The organism is Pseudarthrobacter sp. MOO13 (genome assembly GCF_058267655.1).
This window is the reverse complement of sequence record NZ_CM177848.1, coordinates 4,358,152-4,379,081: the sequence shown is the minus strand read 5'-3', so window position 1 is coordinate 4,379,081 and position 20,930 is coordinate 4,358,152. Positions and strand designations below refer to the sequence as shown.

19 protein-coding genes and 1 rRNA gene are annotated in these 20,930 nt (G+C 66.1%); 5 read left to right on the top strand and 15 right to left on the bottom strand.

Annotation, left to right across the window (positions count from 1 at the left end; translation table 11 throughout):
- Positions 1-333: 333 nt before the first annotated feature.
- The 4 genes from AC4EEO_RS20090 to rpmB all read right to left on the bottom strand — a co-directional run bounded on the left by AC4EEO_RS20090 (position 334) and on the right by rpmB (position 3,226).
- Positions 334-1,857, bottom strand: a 16S ribosomal RNA gene (locus tag AC4EEO_RS20090).
- Between the two features lie 657 nt (positions 1,858-2,514).
- Entirely contained in the window at positions 2,515-2,820 is a 306-nt protein-coding gene (rpsN, locus tag AC4EEO_RS20085; RefSeq protein WP_015938870.1) for a 30S ribosomal protein S14, read from the bottom strand.
- 2 nt (positions 2,821-2,822) lie between these two features.
- Positions 2,823-2,990: a 50S ribosomal protein L33 gene (gene rpmG, locus AC4EEO_RS20080; protein ID WP_013602737.1), complete on the bottom strand. Its 168-nt coding sequence runs from the start codon at positions 2,988-2,990 to the stop codon at positions 2,823-2,825.
- Entirely contained in the window at positions 2,990-3,226 is a 237-nt protein-coding gene (rpmB, locus tag AC4EEO_RS20075) for a 50S ribosomal protein L28 (RefSeq protein WP_018763944.1), read from the bottom strand. The genes rpmG and rpmB overlap by 1 nt, the downstream gene beginning before the upstream one ends.
- A 317-nt stretch (positions 3,227-3,543) precedes the next feature.
- Between rpmB and AC4EEO_RS20070 the strand changes: the two genes are divergently transcribed.
- The 3 genes from AC4EEO_RS20070 to AC4EEO_RS20060 are packed head-to-tail and all read left to right on the top strand — an operon-like array spanning position 3,544 to position 6,354.
- The gene (locus tag AC4EEO_RS20070; RefSeq protein WP_491339568.1) at positions 3,544-5,016 is read left to right on the top strand and encodes a ferredoxin reductase family protein; all 1,473 of its coding nucleotides are present in this window, start codon (positions 3,544-3,546) and stop codon (positions 5,014-5,016) included.
- Entirely contained in the window at positions 5,013-5,549 is a 537-nt protein-coding gene (locus AC4EEO_RS20065; RefSeq protein WP_133832838.1) for an FMN-binding protein, read from the top strand. The genes AC4EEO_RS20070 and AC4EEO_RS20065 overlap by 4 nt, the downstream gene beginning before the upstream one ends.
- Positions 5,533-6,354, top strand: a complete 822-nt coding sequence (locus AC4EEO_RS20060) for an FAD:protein FMN transferase (protein ID WP_491339567.1) — start codon at positions 5,533-5,535, stop codon at positions 6,352-6,354. Before AC4EEO_RS20065 ends, AC4EEO_RS20060 begins: the two co-directional genes overlap by 17 nt.
- 24 nt (positions 6,355-6,378) lie before the next feature.
- Here the strand turns inward: AC4EEO_RS20060 and AC4EEO_RS20055 are convergent, their stop codons facing one another.
- Together AC4EEO_RS20055 and AC4EEO_RS20050 are read right to left on the bottom strand one after the other, a co-directional pair.
- Positions 6,379-7,140 carry an SGNH/GDSL hydrolase family protein gene (locus AC4EEO_RS20055; RefSeq protein WP_133832837.1) on the bottom strand — a complete coding sequence of 254 codons (762 nt, stop codon included), beginning with the start codon at positions 7,138-7,140 and terminating at the stop codon, positions 6,379-6,381.
- A 44-nt stretch (positions 7,141-7,184) separates the two neighbouring features.
- Positions 7,185-7,670, bottom strand: a complete 486-nt coding sequence (locus AC4EEO_RS20050; RefSeq protein WP_018763939.1) for a MarR family winged helix-turn-helix transcriptional regulator — start codon at positions 7,668-7,670, stop codon at positions 7,185-7,187.
- A gap of 59 nt (positions 7,671-7,729) precedes the next feature.
- Here AC4EEO_RS20050 and AC4EEO_RS20045 point away from each other — a divergent pair, with 59 nt between their 5' ends.
- Positions 7,730-8,035 (top strand): YciI family protein, encoded by a 306-nt coding sequence (locus AC4EEO_RS20045; RefSeq protein ID WP_285320780.1) that lies wholly within the window; start codon positions 7,730-7,732, stop codon positions 8,033-8,035.
- Here AC4EEO_RS20045 and AC4EEO_RS20040 read toward each other — a convergent pair.
- The 6 genes from AC4EEO_RS20040 to AC4EEO_RS20015 form a co-directional block, all read right to left on the bottom strand.
- On the bottom strand, positions 8,032-8,874 hold the full coding sequence (locus AC4EEO_RS20040; protein WP_491339566.1) for an SGNH/GDSL hydrolase family protein: 843 nt from the start codon (positions 8,872-8,874) through the stop codon (positions 8,032-8,034). The genes AC4EEO_RS20045 and AC4EEO_RS20040 overlap by 4 nt on opposite strands.
- A gap of 260 nt (positions 8,875-9,134) precedes the next feature.
- Positions 9,135-10,187, bottom strand: coding sequence for a siderophore-interacting protein (locus AC4EEO_RS20035; RefSeq protein WP_491339565.1), 1,053 nt, complete (start codon positions 10,185-10,187; stop codon positions 9,135-9,137).
- On the bottom strand, positions 10,184-10,999 hold the full coding sequence (locus AC4EEO_RS20030) for an ABC transporter ATP-binding protein (RefSeq protein WP_018763935.1): 816 nt from the start codon (positions 10,997-10,999) through the stop codon (positions 10,184-10,186). Before AC4EEO_RS20030 ends, AC4EEO_RS20035 begins: the two co-directional genes overlap by 4 nt.
- Position 11,000: 1 nt before the next feature.
- Positions 11,001-11,975, bottom strand: coding sequence for a FecCD family ABC transporter permease (locus tag AC4EEO_RS20025; RefSeq protein WP_491340452.1), 975 nt, complete (start codon positions 11,973-11,975; stop codon positions 11,001-11,003).
- Positions 11,976-12,016: 41 nt separating this feature from the next.
- Positions 12,017-13,099 carry a FecCD family ABC transporter permease gene (locus AC4EEO_RS20020; RefSeq protein ID WP_133832832.1) on the bottom strand — a complete coding sequence of 361 codons (1,083 nt, stop codon included), beginning with the start codon at positions 13,097-13,099 and terminating at the stop codon, positions 12,017-12,019.
- A 10-nt stretch (positions 13,100-13,109) separates the two neighbouring features.
- Positions 13,110-14,198 carry an iron-siderophore ABC transporter substrate-binding protein gene (locus tag AC4EEO_RS20015; RefSeq protein WP_133832831.1) on the bottom strand — a complete coding sequence of 363 codons (1,089 nt, stop codon included), beginning with the start codon at positions 14,196-14,198 and terminating at the stop codon, positions 13,110-13,112.
- A gap of 364 nt (positions 14,199-14,562) precedes the next feature.
- On the opposite strand from AC4EEO_RS20015, the gene AC4EEO_RS20010 reads away from it, so the two are divergent.
- Positions 14,563-15,057, top strand: a complete 495-nt coding sequence (locus AC4EEO_RS20010) for an FBP domain-containing protein (protein ID WP_026265190.1) — start codon at positions 14,563-14,565, stop codon at positions 15,055-15,057.
- A 42-nt stretch (positions 15,058-15,099) separates the two neighbouring features.
- Here AC4EEO_RS20010 and AC4EEO_RS20005 read toward each other — a convergent pair whose 3' ends face one another.
- From AC4EEO_RS20005 to AC4EEO_RS19995, 3 genes are read right to left on the bottom strand one after another with little or no spacing between them, the layout of a single operon-like run.
- A complete protein-coding gene (locus AC4EEO_RS20005) occupies positions 15,100-18,579 on the bottom strand; it encodes an ATP-binding protein (RefSeq protein WP_491339564.1) in 3,480 nt (1,159 codons plus the stop codon).
- A complete protein-coding gene (locus AC4EEO_RS20000) occupies positions 18,576-19,415 on the bottom strand; it encodes a DUF4194 domain-containing protein (protein WP_491339563.1) in 840 nt (279 codons plus the stop codon). The genes AC4EEO_RS20005 and AC4EEO_RS20000 overlap by 4 nt, the downstream gene beginning before the upstream one ends.
- Positions 19,408-20,865: a DUF3375 family protein gene (locus tag AC4EEO_RS19995; RefSeq protein ID WP_018763928.1), complete on the bottom strand. Its 1,458-nt coding sequence runs from the start codon at positions 20,863-20,865 to the stop codon at positions 19,408-19,410. Before AC4EEO_RS19995 ends, AC4EEO_RS20000 begins: the two co-directional genes overlap by 8 nt.
- Between the last annotated feature and the right edge of the window lie 65 nt (positions 20,866-20,930).

The window sequence follows — 20,930 nt, the reverse complement described above, 5'->3', positions numbered from 1 at the left end:
CAGACGCACCCATGCATGATCGATGCAGCCAGGAAACCAGAAACAAACAAACCCACCAACAACCCCCACCCAAACAGGCAGGAGCCATCCGTGGCCCTGTTGCCTCAGGACCCAACAGTGTGCCAAACACTAAACCGCGCCATCACCCACCCACCGTTCCAGAACCATCACTGGCTCGTACTAAGACAAGCAGAAAACACCACGACCGCTATTTGTTGATATTCCACCCTTGAGCACCCGCCACGAAACACTCGTCCGCGAAACGGGCCTTTACTCCTGACAACACCACCACCCCGCATACACGGGACAGCAACCGTTGTAGGTGCTCCTTAGAAAGGAGGTGATCCAGCCGCACCTTCCGGTACGGCTACCTTGTTACGACTTAGTCCCAATCGCCAGTCCCACCTTCGACAGCTCCCTCCCACAAGGGGTTAGGCCACCGGCTTCGGGTGTTACCAACTTTCGTGACTTGACGGGCGGTGTGTACAAGGCCCGGGAACGTATTCACCGCAGCGTTGCTGATCTGCGATTACTAGCGACTCCGACTTCATGGGGTCGAGTTGCAGACCCCAATCCGAACTGAGACCGGCTTTTTGGGATTAGCTCCACCTCACAGTATCGCAACCCTTTGTACCGGCCATTGTAGCATGCGTGAAGCCCAAGACATAAGGGGCATGATGATTTGACGTCGTCCCCACCTTCCTCCGAGTTGACCCCGGCAGTCTCCTATGAGTCCCCACCATCACGTGCTGGCAACATAGAACGAGGGTTGCGCTCGTTGCGGGACTTAACCCAACATCTCACGACACGAGCTGACGACAACCATGCACCACCTGTAAACCGACCGCAAGCGGGGCACCTGTTTCCAGGTATTACCGGTTCATGTCAAGCCTTGGTAAGGTTCTTCGCGTTGCATCGAATTAATCCGCATGCTCCGCCGCTTGTGCGGGCCCCCGTCAATTCCTTTGAGTTTTAGCCTTGCGGCCGTACTCCCCAGGCGGGGCACTTAATGCGTTAGCTACGGCGCGGAAAACGTGGAATGTCCCCCACACCTAGTGCCCAACGTTTACGGCATGGACTACCAGGGTATCTAATCCTGTTCGCTCCCCATGCTTTCGCTCCTCAGCGTCAGTTAATGCCCAGAGACCTGCCTTCGCCATCGGTGTTCCTCCTGATATCTGCGCATTTCACCGCTACACCAGGAATTCCAGTCTCCCCTACATCACTCTAGTCTGCCCGTACCCACCGCAGATCCGGAGTTGAGCCCCGGACTTTCACGGCAGACGCGACAAACCGCCTACGAGCTCTTTACGCCCAATAATTCCGGATAACGCTTGCGCCCTACGTATTACCGCGGCTGCTGGCACGTAGTTAGCCGGCGCTTCTTCTGCAGGTACCGTCACTTTCGCTTCTTCCCTACTGAAAGAGGTTTACAACCCGAAGGCCGTCATCCCTCACGCGGCGTCGCTGCATCAGGCTTCCGCCCATTGTGCAATATTCCCCACTGCTGCCTCCCGTAGGAGTCTGGGCCGTGTCTCAGTCCCAGTGTGGCCGGTCACCCTCTCAGGCCGGCTACCCGTCGTCGCCTTGGTAGGCCATTACCCCACCAACAAGCTGATAGGCCGCGAGTCCATCCAAAACCACAAAAGCTTTCCACCAACCACCATGCGATGGAAGGTCATATCCGGTATTAGACCCAGTTTCCCAGGCTTATCCCAGAGTCAAGGGCAGGTTACTCACGTGTTACTCACCCGTTCGCCACTAATCCCCAGTGCAAGCACCAGTTCATCGTTCGACTTGCATGTGTTAAGCACGCCGCCAGCGTTCATCCTGAGCCAGGATCAAACTCTCCGTTGAAGTAAAACAGACACAACCAAGCAGGTGGAAATAACACCACACCCGGCTGCACAAAATTTGAAACCAGCTGTAAAAACCAGACCACACCACGGGGTGGCGGATCCAGCCAAAACAACCAATCCATAAAACAATTGGTATCAACAAACTTGGCACACTATTGAGTTCTCAAACAACAGACACACCCGGCACCACCACAACCAAAAACCAGTCGCAGATCGCTCCGGAGCAACTTTCCAAACTTACCCGATCCCCCACCCCAACACAAATCCATCACTCAGGACCCACACCAGGAAGAAGACCACCCCCACCGATTTCCAGCGCCCTAAAGAGCAACCAGATTTTGGCTTTGATTTGGGGTTTGTGGCCGCCCGGTGATCAGTTCTTCACTGTCTCCCCCGCGGCGACTTAGAAAACAATACACGCCCACCGGCGTCACCGCAAACCGGCCCTCCCAGCGGAGTACATCCCCGGGATTCCGCGGCGAAACGGGCCAACTGGCACCCAGGCCGCCTCCCGCCGTCGTCATCCCGCCGTGTGTGCTGCCGCACAGGGCGCACACATGCTCAACCACCACCCGCGGAGTGGGTTAAACGCAGAAGGGCCGGCAACCACATGGTTGCCGGCCCTTCTCAAGCAGCTGGTATCAGCAGTGCTGGATTACCAGGAAGACTTGGTGATGCCCGGGAGCTCACCGCGGTGAGCCATGTCGCGGAAGCGAACACGGGAGATACCGAACTTCTGGAAGGTACCGCGGGGACGGCCGTCGATGATGTCGCGGTTGCGCAGACGGATCGGGGACGCGTTGCGGGGCAGCTTCTGCAGGCCCAGGCGGGCTGCTTCGCGTGCTTCGTCGGTTGCGTTTTCGTCAACCAGGGTCTTCTTCAGCTCGAGGCGCTTCGCAGCGTAACGCTCAACGATGACCTTGCGCTGCTCGTTGCGAGCAATCTTGGACTTCTTAGCCATGTTTAGCGCTCCTCTCGGAATTCGACGTGCTGGCGGATCTTGGGGTCGTACTTCTTCAGGACCATGCGGTCAGGATCGTTACGACGGTTCTTGCGGGTTACGTAGGTGTAACCCGTGCCCGCGGTCGACTTGAGCTTGATGATCGGACGTACGTCCTTGTCCTTAGCCACTAGAGCTTCACCCCACGAGCCAGAATGTCGGCGACGACTGCGTCGATGCCGCGCACGTCGATGGTCTTGATGCCACGTGCAGAGACCTGCAGCGTGACGTTACGGCGCAGGGACGGAACCCAGTAGCGCTTCTTCTGAATGTTCGGATCGAACCGACGCTTGTTGCGGCGGTGCGAGTGCGAAATGCTGTGCCCAAAGCCCGGCTCGGCTCCGGTCACTTGGCAGTGTGCTGCCATGACTTCTCCTCAAGAATTGAAAGTAATGATCCGCATATCTGCTGCTGGACCATGCTGCTAAGGGCGACCCAAAAGTGAAGAAGGGCAACGGTTAGTCACGCAACTTGAGCCCCTAACTACCGGCCGCCCTGGAGAAAATTACCGGGCAACCGGAGCAATTGCGCACGCTCCGCGCACTTAGCGCCTACCAAGTCTACGAGTTGACGCAATTAAAGACCAATCGGGTGTATAAGGGCGGCAGCGGGACCGAAAGGTCACAGCAGCTTGTTCCCCCTTTTCACAGCAGGGACATAGCTTCCCACAGCAATCTTGGAGGCATGAACACGCAGCTCCTGCCGACAACACCGGCCGCAAGCAGCTCCGGCCGTCCGGAGCGCCCTTCCCTGTCCACACCACGGCCCGTCCGCGACCGGTTCGCCGGCCAGCACAAGCAGCGCATGCTCCGCACCGACCTCCTGACCGTGATTGCCTGGGCCTCCGTTGCCGCGGCCATTGCCCTCTGGCTGGCGGACGGCGGGGCTTCGACCATCACATCCCCCGCGGGGCTGTTCACCGCGGGCGGGATCGTGGCCGGACTGGCGGGTATGGACCTTGTCCTGCTCATGCTGCTCCTGGCCGCAAGGATCCCCTTCATTGACCGGACCATCGGCCACGACCGCGCCCTGGAATTCCACGGCAAGCTGGGCAAGCCCTCCCTCTACCTGCTGTTGGCCCACGGCGTCCTGATCGCCATCGGGTACGGCATGGCGGAGGGGCTCGACCCTGTCACCGAGTCCGTCAACCTCTGGATGCAGGTCCCCGATATGTGGCTGGCGTTCGTCTCCATGGCCCTGTTTATCGCCGTCGTGGTGACGTCCCTGGTGGCCGTCCGGCGCCGCTTCCCGTACGAGTTCTGGTACGTGGTGCACCTGCTGACGTATGCCGCCGTCGCCACCTCAATCCCGCACCAGTTCAGCGTGGGCGGGCTGTTCGCCGCGGGGACCTGGCAGCGCTGGTATTGGCTGGCCATCTGCATCTCCACCGGAACGGCACTGGTGTACTTCCGCATCCTGGAACCGGTACTGGCCACCCTCAGGCACCAGCTCACTGTGGCCAAGGTCGAGTCCGTGGCGCCCGGCGTCGTGAACATCGTCATGCGCGGCCGGCAGCTGGACCAGCTGGCGGGGACCGGCGGACGCTTCTTCATCTGGCGGTTCCTGGCCCCGGGAATGTGGTGGCATCCGCACCCGTTCAGCCTCTCTGCCGAGCCCGATTTCACTGGACCCGACGGCCAGGGAACCATGCGGATCACCGTCCGCAACCTGGGCGACGGATCGGCCGGTCTCCTCCGGCTCCGCAAGGGAACCAAAGTGGCGCTGGAGGGACCGTACGGCCTGCTCAGCACCGCTGCCCGCACCAAGAACAAAGTGGTCATGATCGGTGCCGGCATCGGCATCACTCCGCTGCGCGCGCTGCTGGAAACCACGCCGTTCGGCCCCGGGGAGGCGAGCGTCCTGCTCCGCGGCCACACGGAGCAGGAACTCTATCTCAGCGGCGAAATCCTGGAGCTCTGCCAGGAACGCGGGGTCAGGCTCTTCCACCTCACCGGGCCGCGGTCCCATGGCCGCTCCACCTGGCTCCCCGAGGACGCCGTGCGCAACGGCTACAGCCTCACCTCCTACGTCCCGGACATCAAGGACGCAGACGTCTACGTCTGCGGACCGGCCACCTGGGCGGCCAACGTCATAGCGGACGCCGCGAAGGCCGGCGTCCGCGAGGACCAGATCCATCACGAAAGGTTTGACTGGTGAAAATACGCGGACTCGCCGCTGCCGCCTTTGCCTCCGCCGGGATTCTCCTGGCGGGCTGGCAGGCCGGCACGCAGGTATCAGGCATCAGCACCGTCGCTACAGGCACGACGGCAACAGGCACCACGGGCGCCACCGGCACCGGCGCATCCGGGACGGGTTCCTCCACCGCTTCGGGTTCCTCCGGCACAACAGGCTCGTCCGGCACGTCGGGGACGACCGGCTCCTCGAGCTCGTCCGGTTCGTCGGGTTCCACCGCCTCCGGCACCTACAAGGGCACCGCGGTGCAGACCAGGTTCGGCCCCGTGCAGGTCCAGATCACGGTGGCGAACGGCAAGATCACGGATGTCACGGCCCTCCAGCTGACCAACACCGACGGCAAGTCGGTCCAGATCAGCAACCGTGCGGCACCCCTGCTCCGCAGCGAGGCGCTGGCTGCCCAGTCGGCCGGCATCAAGACCATCAGCGGCGCCACCGTCACCAGCAACGCCTACCTCACCTCACTCCAGGCAGCGATCGATGCAGCGCACCTCTAGCCCGTTGCCGGCGCAAACCGGCACCCCGGCCCTGAAAGCCCGCACCTTCGAGTGCATGGGTACGGTCATCAGCCTGACCATGCCCGTCGGAATGGCCGCGGAAGGGCAGCCTCGGCTTGATGAGCTCGCCGCCGCCACCGCCGTCGTCGAACGCCTTTTCCGGGAACTCGACGAAACCTTCAGCCTGTACCGCCCGGACTCCGAAGCCAGCCGGCTGGCCCGCGGGGAACTGACGCTGCGGACGGCCTCTGCGCAAATGCGGGAACGGTACGCGGAAGCGCACGAATGGCGGCTGCGCACGGAAGGCGCTTTTACCCCCGAGAGGCCCGACGGCGTCCTTGATCTGTCCGGCCTCGTCAAAAGCCACGCAATCCGCGAGGCCGGGACCTCGCTCCTGGCCCTGGGCCGGCGCGACTGGTGCCTCAACGCCGGCGGCGACGTCCTGGTGAGCGGCTCGCCCCGGCCCGGCAGCACGGAGCCATGGAAGGCCGGGATTGTGGATCCGGCGGACCGCCGCACGCTGATCACCGGGTATGCGCTTGGGGCGGGCGGCCAGCACGCAGCCTTTGCAACCTCAGGCTCCGCCGAGCGGGGCGAGCACATCTGGCGGCTGGGCGGTGGGACGGAATTCGTCCAGGTCACCGCGGCCGCGGCGGACATCGTTACCGCCGATGTGCTGGCCACGGCAATCGTTTCCGGCGGAATGCCGATGCTGAACCTGGCCGCGGACTCCTGGGATGTTGCCGTATTGGCGATCCGCGCCGACGGCTCGATGCTGGCTACTCCGGCGTTCCGGTACGCCTGAGGACGGCGGCCGGACACTGCGGGGTCAAAGACGCGTGAGCTGGGCGTACTTGGGCCGGAGGTTGTCCCCGGACGACCTGCCGGTGACCCGGCGGACCACCCACGGGGCCGCATATTCCCGGAACCATTGTGCGTTGGCGCGGAGCGCCTCCCTGCCGCTGAGTTCGGGGACCGGCGTCATGGGCGGGATGTCGATGGAGTGGTCATATTTGAGGACTTCGAGCACACGCTTGGCCATGTTGGCGTGGCCCGCAGCGGACATGTGCATCCGGTCGTGGGCCCACATGCCCCAGTCGTAGTACTCGCTGAAGCGCCAGTAATCCACCAACAGCGCACCGTGGTCCCCCGCGATGCCGCGGACCAGCTCGTTATAGATAGCCGTCCGGCCGCGCATGGTGCCGAAGACCTTTGACCCCCGGGCATCGAAGCCGGTGAACATCACCACGGTGGCGCCGGTAGCGGCCAGCCGGCCGACGGCGTCGTTGTACTCCACCAGAAGTTCGTCGATGTCCACGCGTGGCCGGAGGATGTCATTGGCACCTGCGTAAATACTCACCAGTGTGGGCTTGAGTTCCACGGCGGCGTCCACCTGCTCGGCAAGGATCTGGCGGAGCTTCCTGCCGCGGATGGCCAGGTTGGCGTAGCCGAAGCCGGGATCGGCGGCGCACAGTTGTTCGGCCAGGCGGTCGGCCCAGCCGCGCACGCCATTGGGGCGGGCGGGGTCGTCGTCGCCAACGCCTTCAGTGAAAGAATCGCCCAGGGCCACGAACCGGGAAGTGAAATCCATGCGGTAAGTTTGCCATCCGTTGCCGGAAGCAACCAATCGGCGGCTCAGCCCTTGGTTTCGCGCAGGATCCAGTGGTCTGTGTCCAGCCGTCCGACAACTTTTTCGCCGATCCGCGCCAGGTCCAGGACGTCCTGTTCGGTCAGGGCATCGAGGAACAGGTCCCGGACATCCTCAACGTGGCGGGGTGCCAGCCCCACAATGGTCGCCATGCCTTCCTCGGTGAGGTGCGCCGTCGTGACCCGCGCATCGTGGGGATGCGGCCGGCGCTCCACCCAGCCCCGTTTTTGGAGCTTCGTCACCACATGGGAGAGGCGGGACAGGGAAGCGCTGCTGCGGGCGGCCAGCTCACTCATGGGCAGGAACCGGTCCTCGGCTTCGGAGAGCATGGCCAGGACGGTGTAGTCGAAAAGGGACAACTTCCCCGCGCCGTGCAGCCTGGTATCAAGCGCCGCAGGCAGCAACGTGTTGATGCTCACCAGCGCCAGCCAGGCACGGCGTTCGTCTGCGTTGAGCCATCGGGGTTCGGTCATGAACCCATTCTACGATTGATCTTTCAAGTAGCCTGTTGCGACGCCGGTAGGCTTGGCCCATGTATGTTGTCTCCCTCACCTACCGCGTGCCCCAGGAGATCGTCGACTTCCATAACGACGCCCACATCGCCTGGCTACAAAAGGCCTTCGACGACGGCGTGTTCATCGCCGCGGGCCGCAAGATTCCGCGTACCGGAGGATTGTTGCTGTCGCAGGCGGACCGCGCCACCCTCGACGCCAGCCTGGCGCAGGACCCGTTCTACTCCAACGGGGTGGCCGATTTCGAGGTGCTGGAGTTCCATGCCGGCCGGGTGGCGCCGGGGTATGAAAACCTGCTGGACACCCCGCCCGCCCAGACCGGCTAAGGCACGGCGCCGTCGTCGGGCGTTTCCGCCGCAAGCTTCTTCAGCCCTTTGCGCGGGACTTTCACCGGCTCCGGCCAGCGCGGGGTGAGCGTATCCCCCAGCGTGACGCCGCGGAGCTTGCGGCCGAACAGCGGCAGGACCCAGTCGTGGACCCAGCGCCGCTGCTGCTGCTCCCATTCGCGCACGCTGAGCCGTGCGGCCGGTTCCCAGTCCTTGCGCTTGATCTTGTGCGGTACGCCCATCTGGTCCAGCACCTGCCCGGCAAGGTATTTGTGCCCGGCCTTGGACATGTGGAGCCGGTCTGAGTCCCACATCCTCCGGTCATGGAAGGCGTCCAGGCACCAGTAATCCACCAACAGGGCCCCGTGCTTCGCGGCGATCTCCCGGACCCGCTGGTTGTAGCAGGCATTGCGCTTCTTCAGCGGCTCGAGCAGCGCCGAAACCTTGACGTCGAACCCGGTGAAGAGGACCACGGTAGCCCCGGTCCCTGCGAGTGCGGCGACGAATTGCTCGTAGTCCGCCATCAGCGCGCCCATGTCCGTCTTGAGGTCCAGGATGTCGTTGCCGCCGGCGTAGAGCGTGATCAGCGTGGGCCGCATGCGCAGGGCGGGCTCCAATTGTTCGTCGATGATGTGCCTGAGCCGCTTGCTCCTGATGGCAAGGTTGGCGTACTTCCAGCCGGGCTGCGCTTTGGCCAGTTTCTCGGCCACCCGGTCGGCCCAGCCCCGCACCCCGTTGGGCAGCCGCTCATCCCGGTCCCCCACCCCTTCGGTGAAAGAGTCCCCCAGGGCAACAAACACCCGCCGCCCCGAGTCAGGAAGCAAGGATTCAGGCACCACGCCAACCTAGCCACAACAAAGTAAGCGCAGGGAAAGCCGAGGTAAAGCTTGGGTGACGGAGAGGCTCTAAGCCGGCGACGCTGTTTCGCGTAGGAGCGCATCGCCGACCGGAGCGGAGAGAGGCCGCCCGCGGCCGGAACGAAGTGCAGGGAGGAAGGGCGGACCCGAGGGCCCCGAACTGAGCTTGCGAAGTTTGGGAAGGGTCCAACCGCTAAGCGACGGCGAAATAGTGTCGCCGGCGCACCCAGGCGCAGGAAGACTCAGCCCTCGGCTTTGCCCTGCCGCCAGTACCCCATGAACGCCACCTGCTTGCGGTCGATGCCTACCTCGCGGACCAGGTACCGGCGCAGGTCCCGGATGGCGGCCGCTTCGCCGGCGATCCAGGCGTAGAAGGGCATGGCACCGGCCGGCAGGCTCGGATTCCTGGAGGCGGTGACGGCGGCGGCCTCCATCCGGGCGGGCGTTTCCCAAAGGATGTCCACGTCGACGTTGACGTCTTCGGGCTCCGGCCCCGCGCCGCCGCCGTCCGCGGTGATGCCCACCCAGCCCGGCACGGGGACGGCCTGGCGCACTGCCTCCTGCAGCAACTGGCCGTGCGGCCTGGACCTGCCGATGGCGGCACCGCGGGCCAGCCAGGTGATCTCGATGTCCGCCGGGGAGCTGAGTTCCAGGAAGTCCGCGGGCTGCTGAACCTCGAGGAACGCGTGCCCGCTCATGTAGGGGGGAAGGGTTTCCAGGATCGCGGAGATCGCGGGGACGGCGGTTTCGTCGCCGGCGAGCAGGATGCGCTGGGCCAGCCCGGGACGCCATTCGATGCCGGAGTAGGTTTCCGCGGTGACGCAGTGCGCTGCGCGGTTGTTGGGGCCGATGATGGTCAGGGAATCGCCCGGTTTGGCGTTCACGGCCCATTTCGCAGCCGGGCCGGAGGCGTCCATGGGCAGCCCGCGGTGATTGCCGTGCAGGGCGAAATCAACGTCGATCTCCGGGTACACCGCGTCCAGCCTGGCCTCCCGGACGGTATAGGTCCGCATGGCGCCGCGGACGGCCGGGTCCATGGCAAGCCAGTCCCGGTACCAGCCCGGCCGGCTGGTGTTGAAGGCCGGGAGCGGCAGTTGGGTGCCGTCGGCGGCGAGCGAGGGGATCAGCAGTTTGATCCGGAGGTCAAGGGTGTCGCCGTGGACGCCGAACCCGCGCAGCGAGTACCCGCCGAAGGTGATCCTGCGGAAGTTGGGACTGAGGTCGCGGACCGAGGTGACGCTGACCCCGAAGGCCAGGCTCATCGGCTGGGTGGCGGCGGTTTCGCGGGTCTTCATGCCACGGGCTCCAGTTCGTTGGCGGTGGCGTGGTGGCGGCCGATGGGAATGATGAGCGGGGTCCCGGAGACGGGGTCGGGGATGACGCGGCTTTCGAGGCCGAAGACGTCGCGGACCAGGTGTTCGGTCACCACGTCGGCGGGGGTGCCGGCGGCCGTTACGTCGCCCTCCTTCATGGCGATGATGTGGTCTGCGTAGCGTGCGGCGAGGTTGAGGTCGTGCAGGACGATGGCCACAGTGGTGCCCCGTGTGCGGTTCAGGTCCGTGACCAGGTCCAGGACTTCCACCTGGTGCGCCAGGTCGAGGTACGTGGTGGGTTCGTCCAGCAGCAGCACCTCCGTTTCCTGCGCCAGCGCCATGGCAATCCAGGCGCGCTGGCGCTGGCCGCCGGAGAGTTCGTCCACCTCGCGCCCGGCCAGGTCCAGCGTCCCGGTGGCTTCCAGCGCGCGCTGCACGGCTGCTTCATCGTTGCCGCTCCAGCTGCGGAACAGGCCTTGGTGCGGGTAGCGGCCACGGCCCACCAGGTCCCGGACGGTGATTCCGTCCGGGGCGGCGGGATGCTGGGGAAGCAGGCCAAGGGTGCGGGCCAGTTCGCGGGCCGGGCGGGCGTGGATGTCCTTGCCGTCCAGGGTCACGGCCCCGGCCGCCGGTTTGAGGAGCCGGGACAGGCCGCGCAGCAGGGTGGACTTCCCGCAGGCGTTCGCACCGACGATCATGGTGACCCTGCCTTCGGGGATCCGGATGCTGAGCCGGTCCACCACGCGGCGTTGGTCGTATTGCAGTGTCAGGCCGTGTGCTTCCAGGACGGGCACGTCAGGCGTCCTTTCTGTTGGCTGTGATCAGGAGCCACAGCAGGAACGGGGCGCCGAGCGCGCCGGTGACCACTCCCACCGGCAGGACGGTGCCGTCCAGCAGCAGCGGGGCGAGGTTGGCGGCGAAGTAGTCCGCCGCGAGGACAATCAGGGCACCCACCAGGGCCGACGCCGGCAGGCCGGGTTTGCCGGTGAAGCGGCGGGCGATGGGTCCGGCCAGGAAGGCGACGAATGCGACCGGCCCGGCCGCCGCCGTCGCCACCGCCGCGAGCGATACCGCAATGACCACGAGGGCCAGGCGGGTGCCGGCGACGCGGAGTCCCAGTCCGGCGGCGGCGTCGTCGCCCAGTTCCAGGATCCGCAGCGGCCCGGCAAGGAACACGACGGCGGGAACCAGCACCGCGAGCGCCAGGAACAGGACGCCGGCCCGGTCCCAGTTGGCGGAGTTCAGGGAGCCGTTCAGCCAGACCAGGGCGTCGGCGGCGGTCCGGATATCGGCGCGGGTCATCAGGAAACTCACCACTGCCTGCAGGGCGGCGGCGATGCCTACACCGGCCAGGACGAGGCGGTTCCCGGCTGCGTTTCCCCGGCCGGGCCCGCGGTTCCTGCCGCTGGAGATCGCATGGATCAGGACGGCCACGGCGAGCGCACCGGCCAGCGCCGCCCCGGACACCGTGGCACCGGATGCGCCGAAAACAACGATGGCAACAACGGCCGCCGCGCTGGCCCCGGAGCTGATGCCTATGACATCGGGGCTGGCCAGCGGGTTCCGGAGCATGGTCTGGAAGAGGGCGCCGCCCAGTCCGAACGCAACTCCGATCATGGTTCCAACCACGGCATGCGGAAGCTTGTTCTCCATCACGATGAAGCTGGCGCCCGGAATCTTCGGGCCGCCGGTGAGATGGTTGGCGACGATGGTGAAGAAGTCGGGGACGGTGACCGTGTAGCTGCCAAGCAGGACGGACACGAAGAACATCACCACTACGGCGGAGGCCAGCACGGCAGTCCGGTGGACCCTCACAGCCCGGCTCCCTTCCCGCGGCGGATCAGCCAGACGAAGACCGGGGCGCCGACGAGGGCGGTCATGATGCCGGCCGGGACCTCGCCGGGTAGCAGCACCACGCGCCCGATGATGTCTGCCGCGAGCAGCAGCGCCGGAGCGGCCACCAGGGAGAAGGGAAGGATCCAGCGGTAGTCCGGACCGGTGAGGAAACGGACGGCGTGCGGCACCACCAGGCCGACGAAGCCGATGGGTCCCGCCAAAGCCGTGGCCGTACCGCACAGCAGGACGATTCCCAGTGCGGTCACGGCACGGGCGGCGCCAACACGCTGTCCAAGCCCGCGGGCGGTGTCGTCGCCCAGGGCCAGGCTGTTGAGGATCCTGCCGCTCAACAGCACAATGAGTGCGCCTGCGGCCAAAAAGGGCAGGCCGGGAAGCAGCACGGACCAGTCCCTGCCGGCGATTCCGCCGACCTGCCAGAACCGGAACCTGTCCAGGGTGTCCTGGCTGGAGACCAGGATGACGTTCATGAGGGAGGAGAGCCCGGCGCTCAGGGCAGCCCCCGCAAGCGCGAGCTTGACCGGCGTGGCGCCTTCCCGGCCCAGCGATGCGATGAGATACACCAGGACGGCGGCGGTTGCGGCGCCGATGAAGGCGAACCAGATGTATCCGGAAAAGCCGGTTACGCCGAAGACGTAGATGCCGGTCACCACCGCCAGGGCTGCACCGGCGTTGACGCCGATGATGCCGGGATCGGCCAGCGGGTTGCGGGCAACTCCTTGCATGGCCGCGCCGGCCAGCCCCAGGGCGCCCCCGGCCAGCAGGCCAAGGAGAGTCCGCGGAATCCGCGCCTGGACCACGGCATGGTCCCCGTTCGCGGGATCGAACGCTGCCAGCGCCTGCCACACCGTGCCGAGTGGAACATCCCGGGCACCCACCGCCAGCGATGCCCCGGCCATGAGTACCAGCACGACGACGGCGGCAGCCAGCCAGGCGGTGCGCTTCCTTTCCGGGGCGTTGCCGCGGAGGGGAGCGGCCGACGCCCGGGCCGGCACCCGGGTGCCGGCGTCCGCCGCGGGACGTGCCGTCGTCGTACTCATGGCGCTGGACCTACTTCACTGCATCCGCTGCGCCGGCGAGCTGCGGCAGGAAGGTGTCCAGGGACCACGGCAGGCTCAGCGGCGAGGATGCCGAGATGGAAAGGGTCAGGGTGTTGTCCGAATCGGCCACCAGGGCGCCGTTTTTGATGGCGGGGATCTGGCCCAGCAGGGGGTCGGCCTTGATGGCGTCCGTGGTGGAGGCGTCGGGGACCCAGGTGACGAAGATGTCCGAGGCCAGCTCGTTGGCTTTTTCCGCGGACCACGGGATGTAGAACTCCTTGGAGCCCTTGGAGTTCTCTGCCACCACCGGTGCCAGGGTCATGCCGATTTCGGTGAGGAACCGGGGACGGTTGTCGTTGGCCGTGTAGACGTTCACGCCGTCACCCTTGGCGGGCTCGAGGTTGCCGTAGATGAAGCTCTTGCCGGCGATCTGCGGGTACTTGGCGACCTTGTCCTTGACGGTGGCTTCGGTGTCCGCCACCAGTTGTGCTGCCTGCGCTTCCTTGCCCAGGGCTTTGCCGATGATGGTGGTTGAGTCCTGCCAGGAGGTTCCGTACGCCACCTGGGGGTGGGCCACCACGGGGGCGATCTCGCTGAGCTTCTTGTAGTCCTCCTCGGTGAGGCCCGAGTAGGCGGCGAGGATGACGTCGGGGCTGAGCTTGGCGATCTCGGTGAAGTTGATGCCGTCGGCTTCGGAGTACTGGACCGGCGCTTTGGCCGAACCGAATCCGGCACCCAGTTGTTCCAGGGCGGCGTCCTTCCACGGGGTGGAGCCTTTGCTGTTGCCGCCCCATTCGTTCTTGGGGACGCCGACGGGCACCACGCCCAGGGCGATGGCGACGTCGTCGTTTACCCAGGAGACCGTCGCCACCCGGGTGGGCTGCTTCTCGATGGTGGTGCTGCCGAACACGTGCTCGATGGTGACCGGGAACGCCGTGCTGCCGCCGGCGCTGGTGGCGTCGGTTACGGAGGCGGCGGGGCCGGTGGAGCAACCAGAGAGCGTGAGCGCAGCTGCGGCGAGGATGGCTGCCGCTTTACCGGTGGAGGAGAAGAGGCTCCGGCGGGTGGGGAGGGGACCAGGGAAAAGGGGGGACGTCACGGGGCTCCTTCAAGGGGGCGGATGAAAACTTAAGTAAGGCTAACCTATGTAAATCATCATTACGCAACATTTTTGTCACCTAATCCAGGCTGGGTGACCAACGCCACATCCACGTGCCGTTCCTTGGACAGTTGGCTCCCAATTTGGCAGGATGGCCTTGCCGGGCCGGACGAAGCCGCCCGGAACGCTGAACAAACGCTGAACATCGGACAGGACAACAGGAAATGCGCATGCAGAGGGCTATCACGGCCGCCGCTGCCATGGAGAGCGGGGTGGCCGCTTTGGCCTGCTCCGCGGAGACTGACTGACTCCCCTGTTACCCTTGGCCCGGATCCGGGCCGCCCACTGCTACGAAAGTTCAGCCATGCAATCAGTCACGCCCCAGCAAATCCGCTCATCCTTCGTCAACGCCAGCCGCTCGGAAGCGGCGAAACTGACGCTGCCCAAAAACTTCGATTCCCTCGACTGGGACAGCCTTGAGTTCCTGGGCTGGCGGGACGGAAAGATGCCGCTGCGCGGTTACCTGGTGGTCCCCGGTCCGAAAGGCCTCACCGGAATCATGCTCCGGGCCCCCGAGGGAGGCGTCCGGAAGAACCGTTCCGTGTTGTGTGAACTCTGCCGGGACGTCTTCTCCAAGGAGGACGTCCTGCTCTGGGTCGCCAAGCGCTCGGGCCAGTCGGGGCGCGACGGCAACACCGTCGGCACCCTGATCTGCGCCGACTTCCTCTGCTGCGGCAACGTCCGCAGGGAACCGCCGGCCAACGAGATCAACCCGGACCCCGCCGTCGTCGTGCAGCGCCAAATCCAGGGGCTGCAGGACCGCACGGCCCAGTTCCTGGCCAGGGTTCAGTCCAAGTAACCAGTGCAGTCCAGGTAACCGGCGCACTCCACGTGCTGCCGGTTACCGCAGGACGATATCCACCGGGTTCGCCTCGGACCGCCAGGCGCCTTCTTCCCCCGGGCGGGGGCGGATGACCGGTGCGGTCAGGACGCCGGAACGGTTGGTGCGTTTGTCACGCAGGATTTCGGTCACGGAGCCCAGGTGCCGGGACAGGTCGATCACGTTTTCGGGCGCAGCCAGCAGCAGCTGGAACCCGAATTCGTGCAGCGCCTTGATCCCGGCTCCGGCGAACTCCTCGGACGCGAGCACGAAGGCCTCGTCCATCATCACCGTGCCGTAGGTGGTGAAACCCTGCTCGGCAATTCCCAGCTGGTAGCTCAGGGCGGCGGCCATGATGAACGCCGTGAACCGCTGCCGCTCGCCACCGGACATCGATCCGGTGTCGGCGTGCATGAACACTTCTGTCTTCCTGCTGCCGCCTTTCTTTCCCGAGGTGGGGGCGGCGACTTCGCGGTGTTCCTTGCACTGGATGAACAGGTGGCCGCGGACGTCCAGGACCTCGGCGCGCCAGCGCCGGTCCTCCGGCGCCTGCGACCCCAGCCGCTTGACCAGGGTCTCCAGGGACTTGTAGCGGGCGGTGAGCTCGGCGTCGTCGTCCCTGTCCGGACCGGAACCGTCTGAGCGGCCTGCCTCCGCCTTCGCGGGCCGGGTGTGCCGTGCCTTCAGCGCGTTCTGGATGGCGTCCTTGAACTGTTTGGCAGTGGGCGGCAGCGTCTGTTTGATGTCCAGTTCCAGGTAGCTGCCCTCATGGAAGTTGACCTGGGACAGGATGCCGTTCAGCGGGAGGATGCGGCTGGTGATGGAGCGCCGTTCCTCGTCCAGCAGGTGCAGCAGGGTGCTGAAGGACTCGTGCGTGCGCTGGTTGAAGAACTGCCGGAACTCGGCCTCCTGCGCGGGCAGGCCGTCATTCACGATCGCGTGGTAGCGGGACTCAAACTCGCTGGCGGCGCCAATGCTGGTTCCGTGGTCGGCAGAAATGGCGCTGCCCCACTCCCGGACGAAGCCCTCGAAGATGCGGGTGAGGCGCTCGGCCGTGGCCTGTCCCCGCGACTCGGCTGCGTGCAGTTCGCCCAGCAGGACCGTCCGTACCCGGTTGGCCAGGTTGTCCAGTTCATGCATTTCGGTCACGTCGCCGAATTCCGCGAAGTGCGGTTCGAGCGCTGCCTCAGTGGCGTCCGACGGCGGTGCCTGGGCCAGGCGGACGCGCGCGGCTTCGAGCAGCGCGTCCGCGCCCGTCAGCTGGCGGTCCAGGGCCTTGTATTCGCTTTGCAGGACTGCTGCCGACTCGGTGCTGGACTGGTGTTTCTGCCGGACCTCCTCGATGGTGGCGCGGAGCGGTTCCAGGTCCGCTTGGGCGGCCAGGGCATCCTTGAGCCGCTGCTCGATCCGGGCGAGCTCGTCCGCCGCGACAGCCGCGGACACTTGTTCCCACGGGCGGTCGTCCTCGGCGATGCGGCGCAGGGCATCGAGCTGGCGGCTCATGCCCTGGTGCGAGTCCTCGCGGCTCTGGGCCAGTTCTGCGGCCTTGGCCACTTCCTGCCGGAGGTCCTCCACCTGGCCGGCAACGAGTTCGAGCTTGGCGGCGTTGTCGAAACCGAGCACGTAGTCCTGGCGGCTGGTGAAGCGGTCGTCCTTCTCCACCGTGTGCCGGTTCCGCTTGACCACGCCGCCCAGGCTCAGGCCCTTCTCCAGGGCTGCGAGTTCGTCCGGATCCTCGACGCACGGGTAGGCAAAGTCCAGTGCGATCCGCTCGCGGACCCATTCGCCGGCCTCGGCCACCGCACCGGCGGCGAGGATGTCCAGCTTGGCCAGCAGGTCGCCGTCGCGCACGTCCTCCACGGCGAGCGCGCCGCCTGCCAGCGGCTTGGAGACGTCCACCGCCCGCAACGCGCCGCGGACGTTATGGTCGTTGAGGTACCGGGTCACGGCACCGAAGTGCTCCCCCGGCACCAGCAGGGTGGTGGCCAGGCTCCGGAGCGCGCGCTCCGCTGCCGGGCGCCACCGCTCCTCGCCTTCGGCGAGGTCCATGAGCTCGCCTGCGAACGGCATCCGGTCCTCCGGGATCCCCGTGGCGGCGGCGATCGCGGCGCGGTTTTCAATGCTCGACGGCGGCAGGAGGGATTTGCGCGTTTTCAGCGACAGGAGTTCCTGCTCGGCGGCCGCAAGCTCCCGTTTGCGGGTGGCATGGGCGTCGAACGCCTCGAACCGGAGCTCCTGCAGGGCCTGTGAATCGTCCTTCAGCTCGGCCGACCTCGCCGCCGCCTGTTCGTGCGCCTGCTCCCAGCCGGCCGCGCTCCACTCGAGCTGCAGCCCGGCGTCGGACAAGGCCTGCTGGGCCGCCTCTTCCACCTGGCGGCGAAGCTTCAGCCCCACCCGGGCGTTCTCCAGGGACTGCTCGATCGCCGAGATGGCGTTGCCGCCCTGGTTGTTGTAATCGGTCTCCAGCTGCCGAAGCTCCTTGGCCAGGCCGTCACGGACCGCACGTTCGGCGCCGAGCTCCTTGGCCTTCGCCTGCGCCAGCTCACGGAACCGGACCAGGGTTTTCTGGTGGACCTCGACCGCCAGCTTCTGCTTGTAGGCCTCGAACTCCTCCCCCACAAGGTCCCTCAGCCGGTTCGCGTCCAGCAGGGACTGCGCGTATTCACGGTTCAGTCCCGGCACCGGGGCCAGCTGGTCGCGCTGCTGCCGGACGTCCTCCAGCCGCTGGCGGATGGACATCAGGTTGCTGAACTCCTCCACCACGTCATCCGCGGCGGCCAATGTTGCAGGGGCATCCAGCACCTGGTCGCGGAAAAACGTGTTGACGCTGCCGCCCAGCCCTTTCCCCGCCTGGATGACGCGCAGCAAAGGCAGCGCCTGGTCCGAGCTGATTCCCAGCAGCCGGCGGAAGCGTTCAGCGAACGCCTTGTGGACATCGAACACCTGCGCGTGCGGGAAGATCGTTTCCAGTGCGCCCTTGGTGAAGCGCTTGTCCGCGATGCCTTCCACGGCTTCCAGGTCCAGCGGCACGTTGTCAATCAGGTAGAACCGGCCCACGCTGGACTCGGTCCCGTTCTTGGGCAGGTCGAACAGCGCCGAGACCGTCACCCTGGTGCCGGCGGCGTTGTCGAACGTCAGCGCGACGGCGGACCAGGTGGCACCCGGGCGCTGGAACGCACTCGCCGAGCCGTCCCCCACGGCCTTGTCCCCCACCTTGCCGCGCATATAGGTGAAGGTGGTGCGCTTGTCCTCCACCGCACCGCCGGAACGCTGCGCCGCCGCCTCGTTGGACCGCGGCCGCGCATCGAACACCCGCAACATGGCATCGAACAACGTCGACTTGCCCACGCCGGAGTTACCCGTCAGCAAGGTGCCGTTCCGGTCCACATGCATGGTGTGCGCGCCGTGGAACGTCCCCCAGTTGACCACCTGCACCAAGGCAAGCCGCATCTGGCCCGGGTTGGTCACGTCCCCGAGCGGGAGCATGCTTGCGATGGTCACTTGGTCACCTCATTCGTGGTTTCTGACGCCTCGTCACCATTGGTAGAGTCGTCCTCTGCTCCATCCTCGGCACCTGCCTCAGCGTCGCCGTCAAGATCCAGGAGCGGTTCAGTTCCTGACTGGTCCGCGGACGCCGCCACCAGCGCTTCGATGTGGGCCGGGATGTCGCCGATGTTTTCGAACGGCAGCGCCAAGGGCAGGGCGTTGGAGATGGTGTAGACATCCTCCAGGCCCGTGGGGAGCAGGAGCTGGCGGGCCAGGAGCTTGGTGATGGCACGGGTCACCACATCCGAATCGCGGAGGGCGTCCTGCTGGCCCGCCGGCTGGTAGTGCGCCACCAGGTCCGTGATCTCCTCCCGGGTGATGGTGGGGTCCGTCTGGGCGGTGACGTGCCGGTCCAGGAGCAGCCGGAGCCGGAGCAGGACGATGGTTTCAACCCGGCTCAGCGCACGCTGCTGGCGCAGGATGCTGGACCGGGTGCTGCCGCCGATGACCTCCGGGTCGACGGGACGGAGGACGGCGATCTTCCGCTCATGGTCCAGCTGCAGGGTGAGGAACAGCTCGGAGAGGCGGCTCCGCAGGATCAACTGGTTGTCCAGCAGCACCGTCCACAGCTTCTCGTCACGGCCGCCATCGGTGTACGGGCCCTTGAGGAGCTTGACCAGCGCCTGCCGCACCTTCATCGGCAGCACGCCGGTATCGCCGGGGAACAGGGCTGCGCCGTCCACGAAGGTGTCCCGGGGGGAGACCACTCCGGGGGTGGGGCTCGGCGACACCGGGGTTTCGACAGGCTCAGCCACCGGCTCGTCCAGCGGTGTCGTGATTTCCTCAGTCATCTGAATCCTTTGCGAGCGTGACCACGGGCAGGTAGGCCCTGCGGGTGGAACCGTCTATCTGTTCGAAGTCCAGGCCGTCCCAGGCCCCGCGGTTGAAGTCGGCACCCCGGTGCAGGGCTTCGGAGAGGAGGGCGCGAATGGTGTTGATGTGCTGCTCCCCGGGTGGCAACTGCTGCCAGGCGTCAGCGAGCGTGGCAGCCCCCGCCATGGCCGCGCGGACCACCGCGGGCTTGGCTTTGCCGGTCCTCGGCGAGCGCACCCGGTCCGAGTCCGTGAAGGCGATGGGATCGGCCAGGCGGGGCGGAGCCGCGAACTCGTCGGGATCGAACAGCTTCACCATGGACAGCGACTCGAAGCCCGCGTTGTACAGGACCGGGCCAGGCACCAGGCCGGGGCGTTCACGCTCGTACGGCAGTGACCGGATGGCCTGCTCGGCCTCCCGCAGCACCTGCCGGAGCCGGACCGACTGGCGGAAATCGTCACTCTGGACGTACGTGTTGAGGCTCTCGCTGAGCTTGCCGTAGATGCGCTGGATCTGGCTGTGCTGCTGCCGGAGCTCCGCCACCAGGTTTTTCAGGGTCTCCCGGTCCTCGGGTGAGAGGTCGTCGGCGAACTGGCGGCTCAGGACTTCGCCGATGGCGGACCGGAACCGGAGCTGCTGCTGCGGGTCCTCCAGGAAGGCGGTGAAGGACCGGAACGTCCGGCCCTCCGGGCTCTGGCGGAGCCGTTTGTCCGCCTCCAGCACCTGCGCCATGGTGGCGCCCTTGGTCAGCGACTCCTCAATGATCTGGTTGCGCAGGCCGCCCACCAGTTCCTCGATCCTGTCGCGCATCTTCTTGTAGTCCGCGGGCAGGCTGGCGGCCAGGTCCAGGATGTTCCCGGCGGCCTCCACTGCCTCGTCATCGTCCAGGAGGCCGTCGAACTCGCCGGTGCTGATGTCCTCGATGAGCTGCTGCCGCTCCTCGATTTCCTCTTCCAGGGCCTCCAGGCGCGCACTCTGGTCCGGGTTGGTTTCGTTGGCGAGCTTCTCCACGTCCCCCAGCAGGGTGCCCAGCCGGGAACCGTTCAACGTGGACCGTTCGCTGGAGAGGCTGTCCAGGAAGGCCAGCACGCGCGCTGCCGGTTCGGTGACCTCGTACACGATCTGGCCTGACTGGTTGCGGCGGGTCAGGAACTGCCGCCGGGTCCACTCGTCGCCGAAGGATTTTCCGTTGGCCCCTCCGCCCAGCCCGGGTTCCTGGCGCCGCAGCTCCTCAAGGAAGGAGTCGACGTCGGCATGGAATTCCTCCAGCGGCAGCTGCGGCCGGGTGCGGGTGAAGGAAGCCTGCAGCACCGCGATCACCCACGGCGCCGAACGCGTCAGCGCCCAGGCGGGTCCCTTGGTGAGGAGTTCGAGGTCCCGAAGCCGGGCGCTGATGGCGTCAGCGGATGACCTGGCGGAGCGGGGCACGCACTCTCCTTGGGATCGGGTGGCGGGGGCGGCAGCGGGGGTGGACCGGAAAACTGCCAACTACA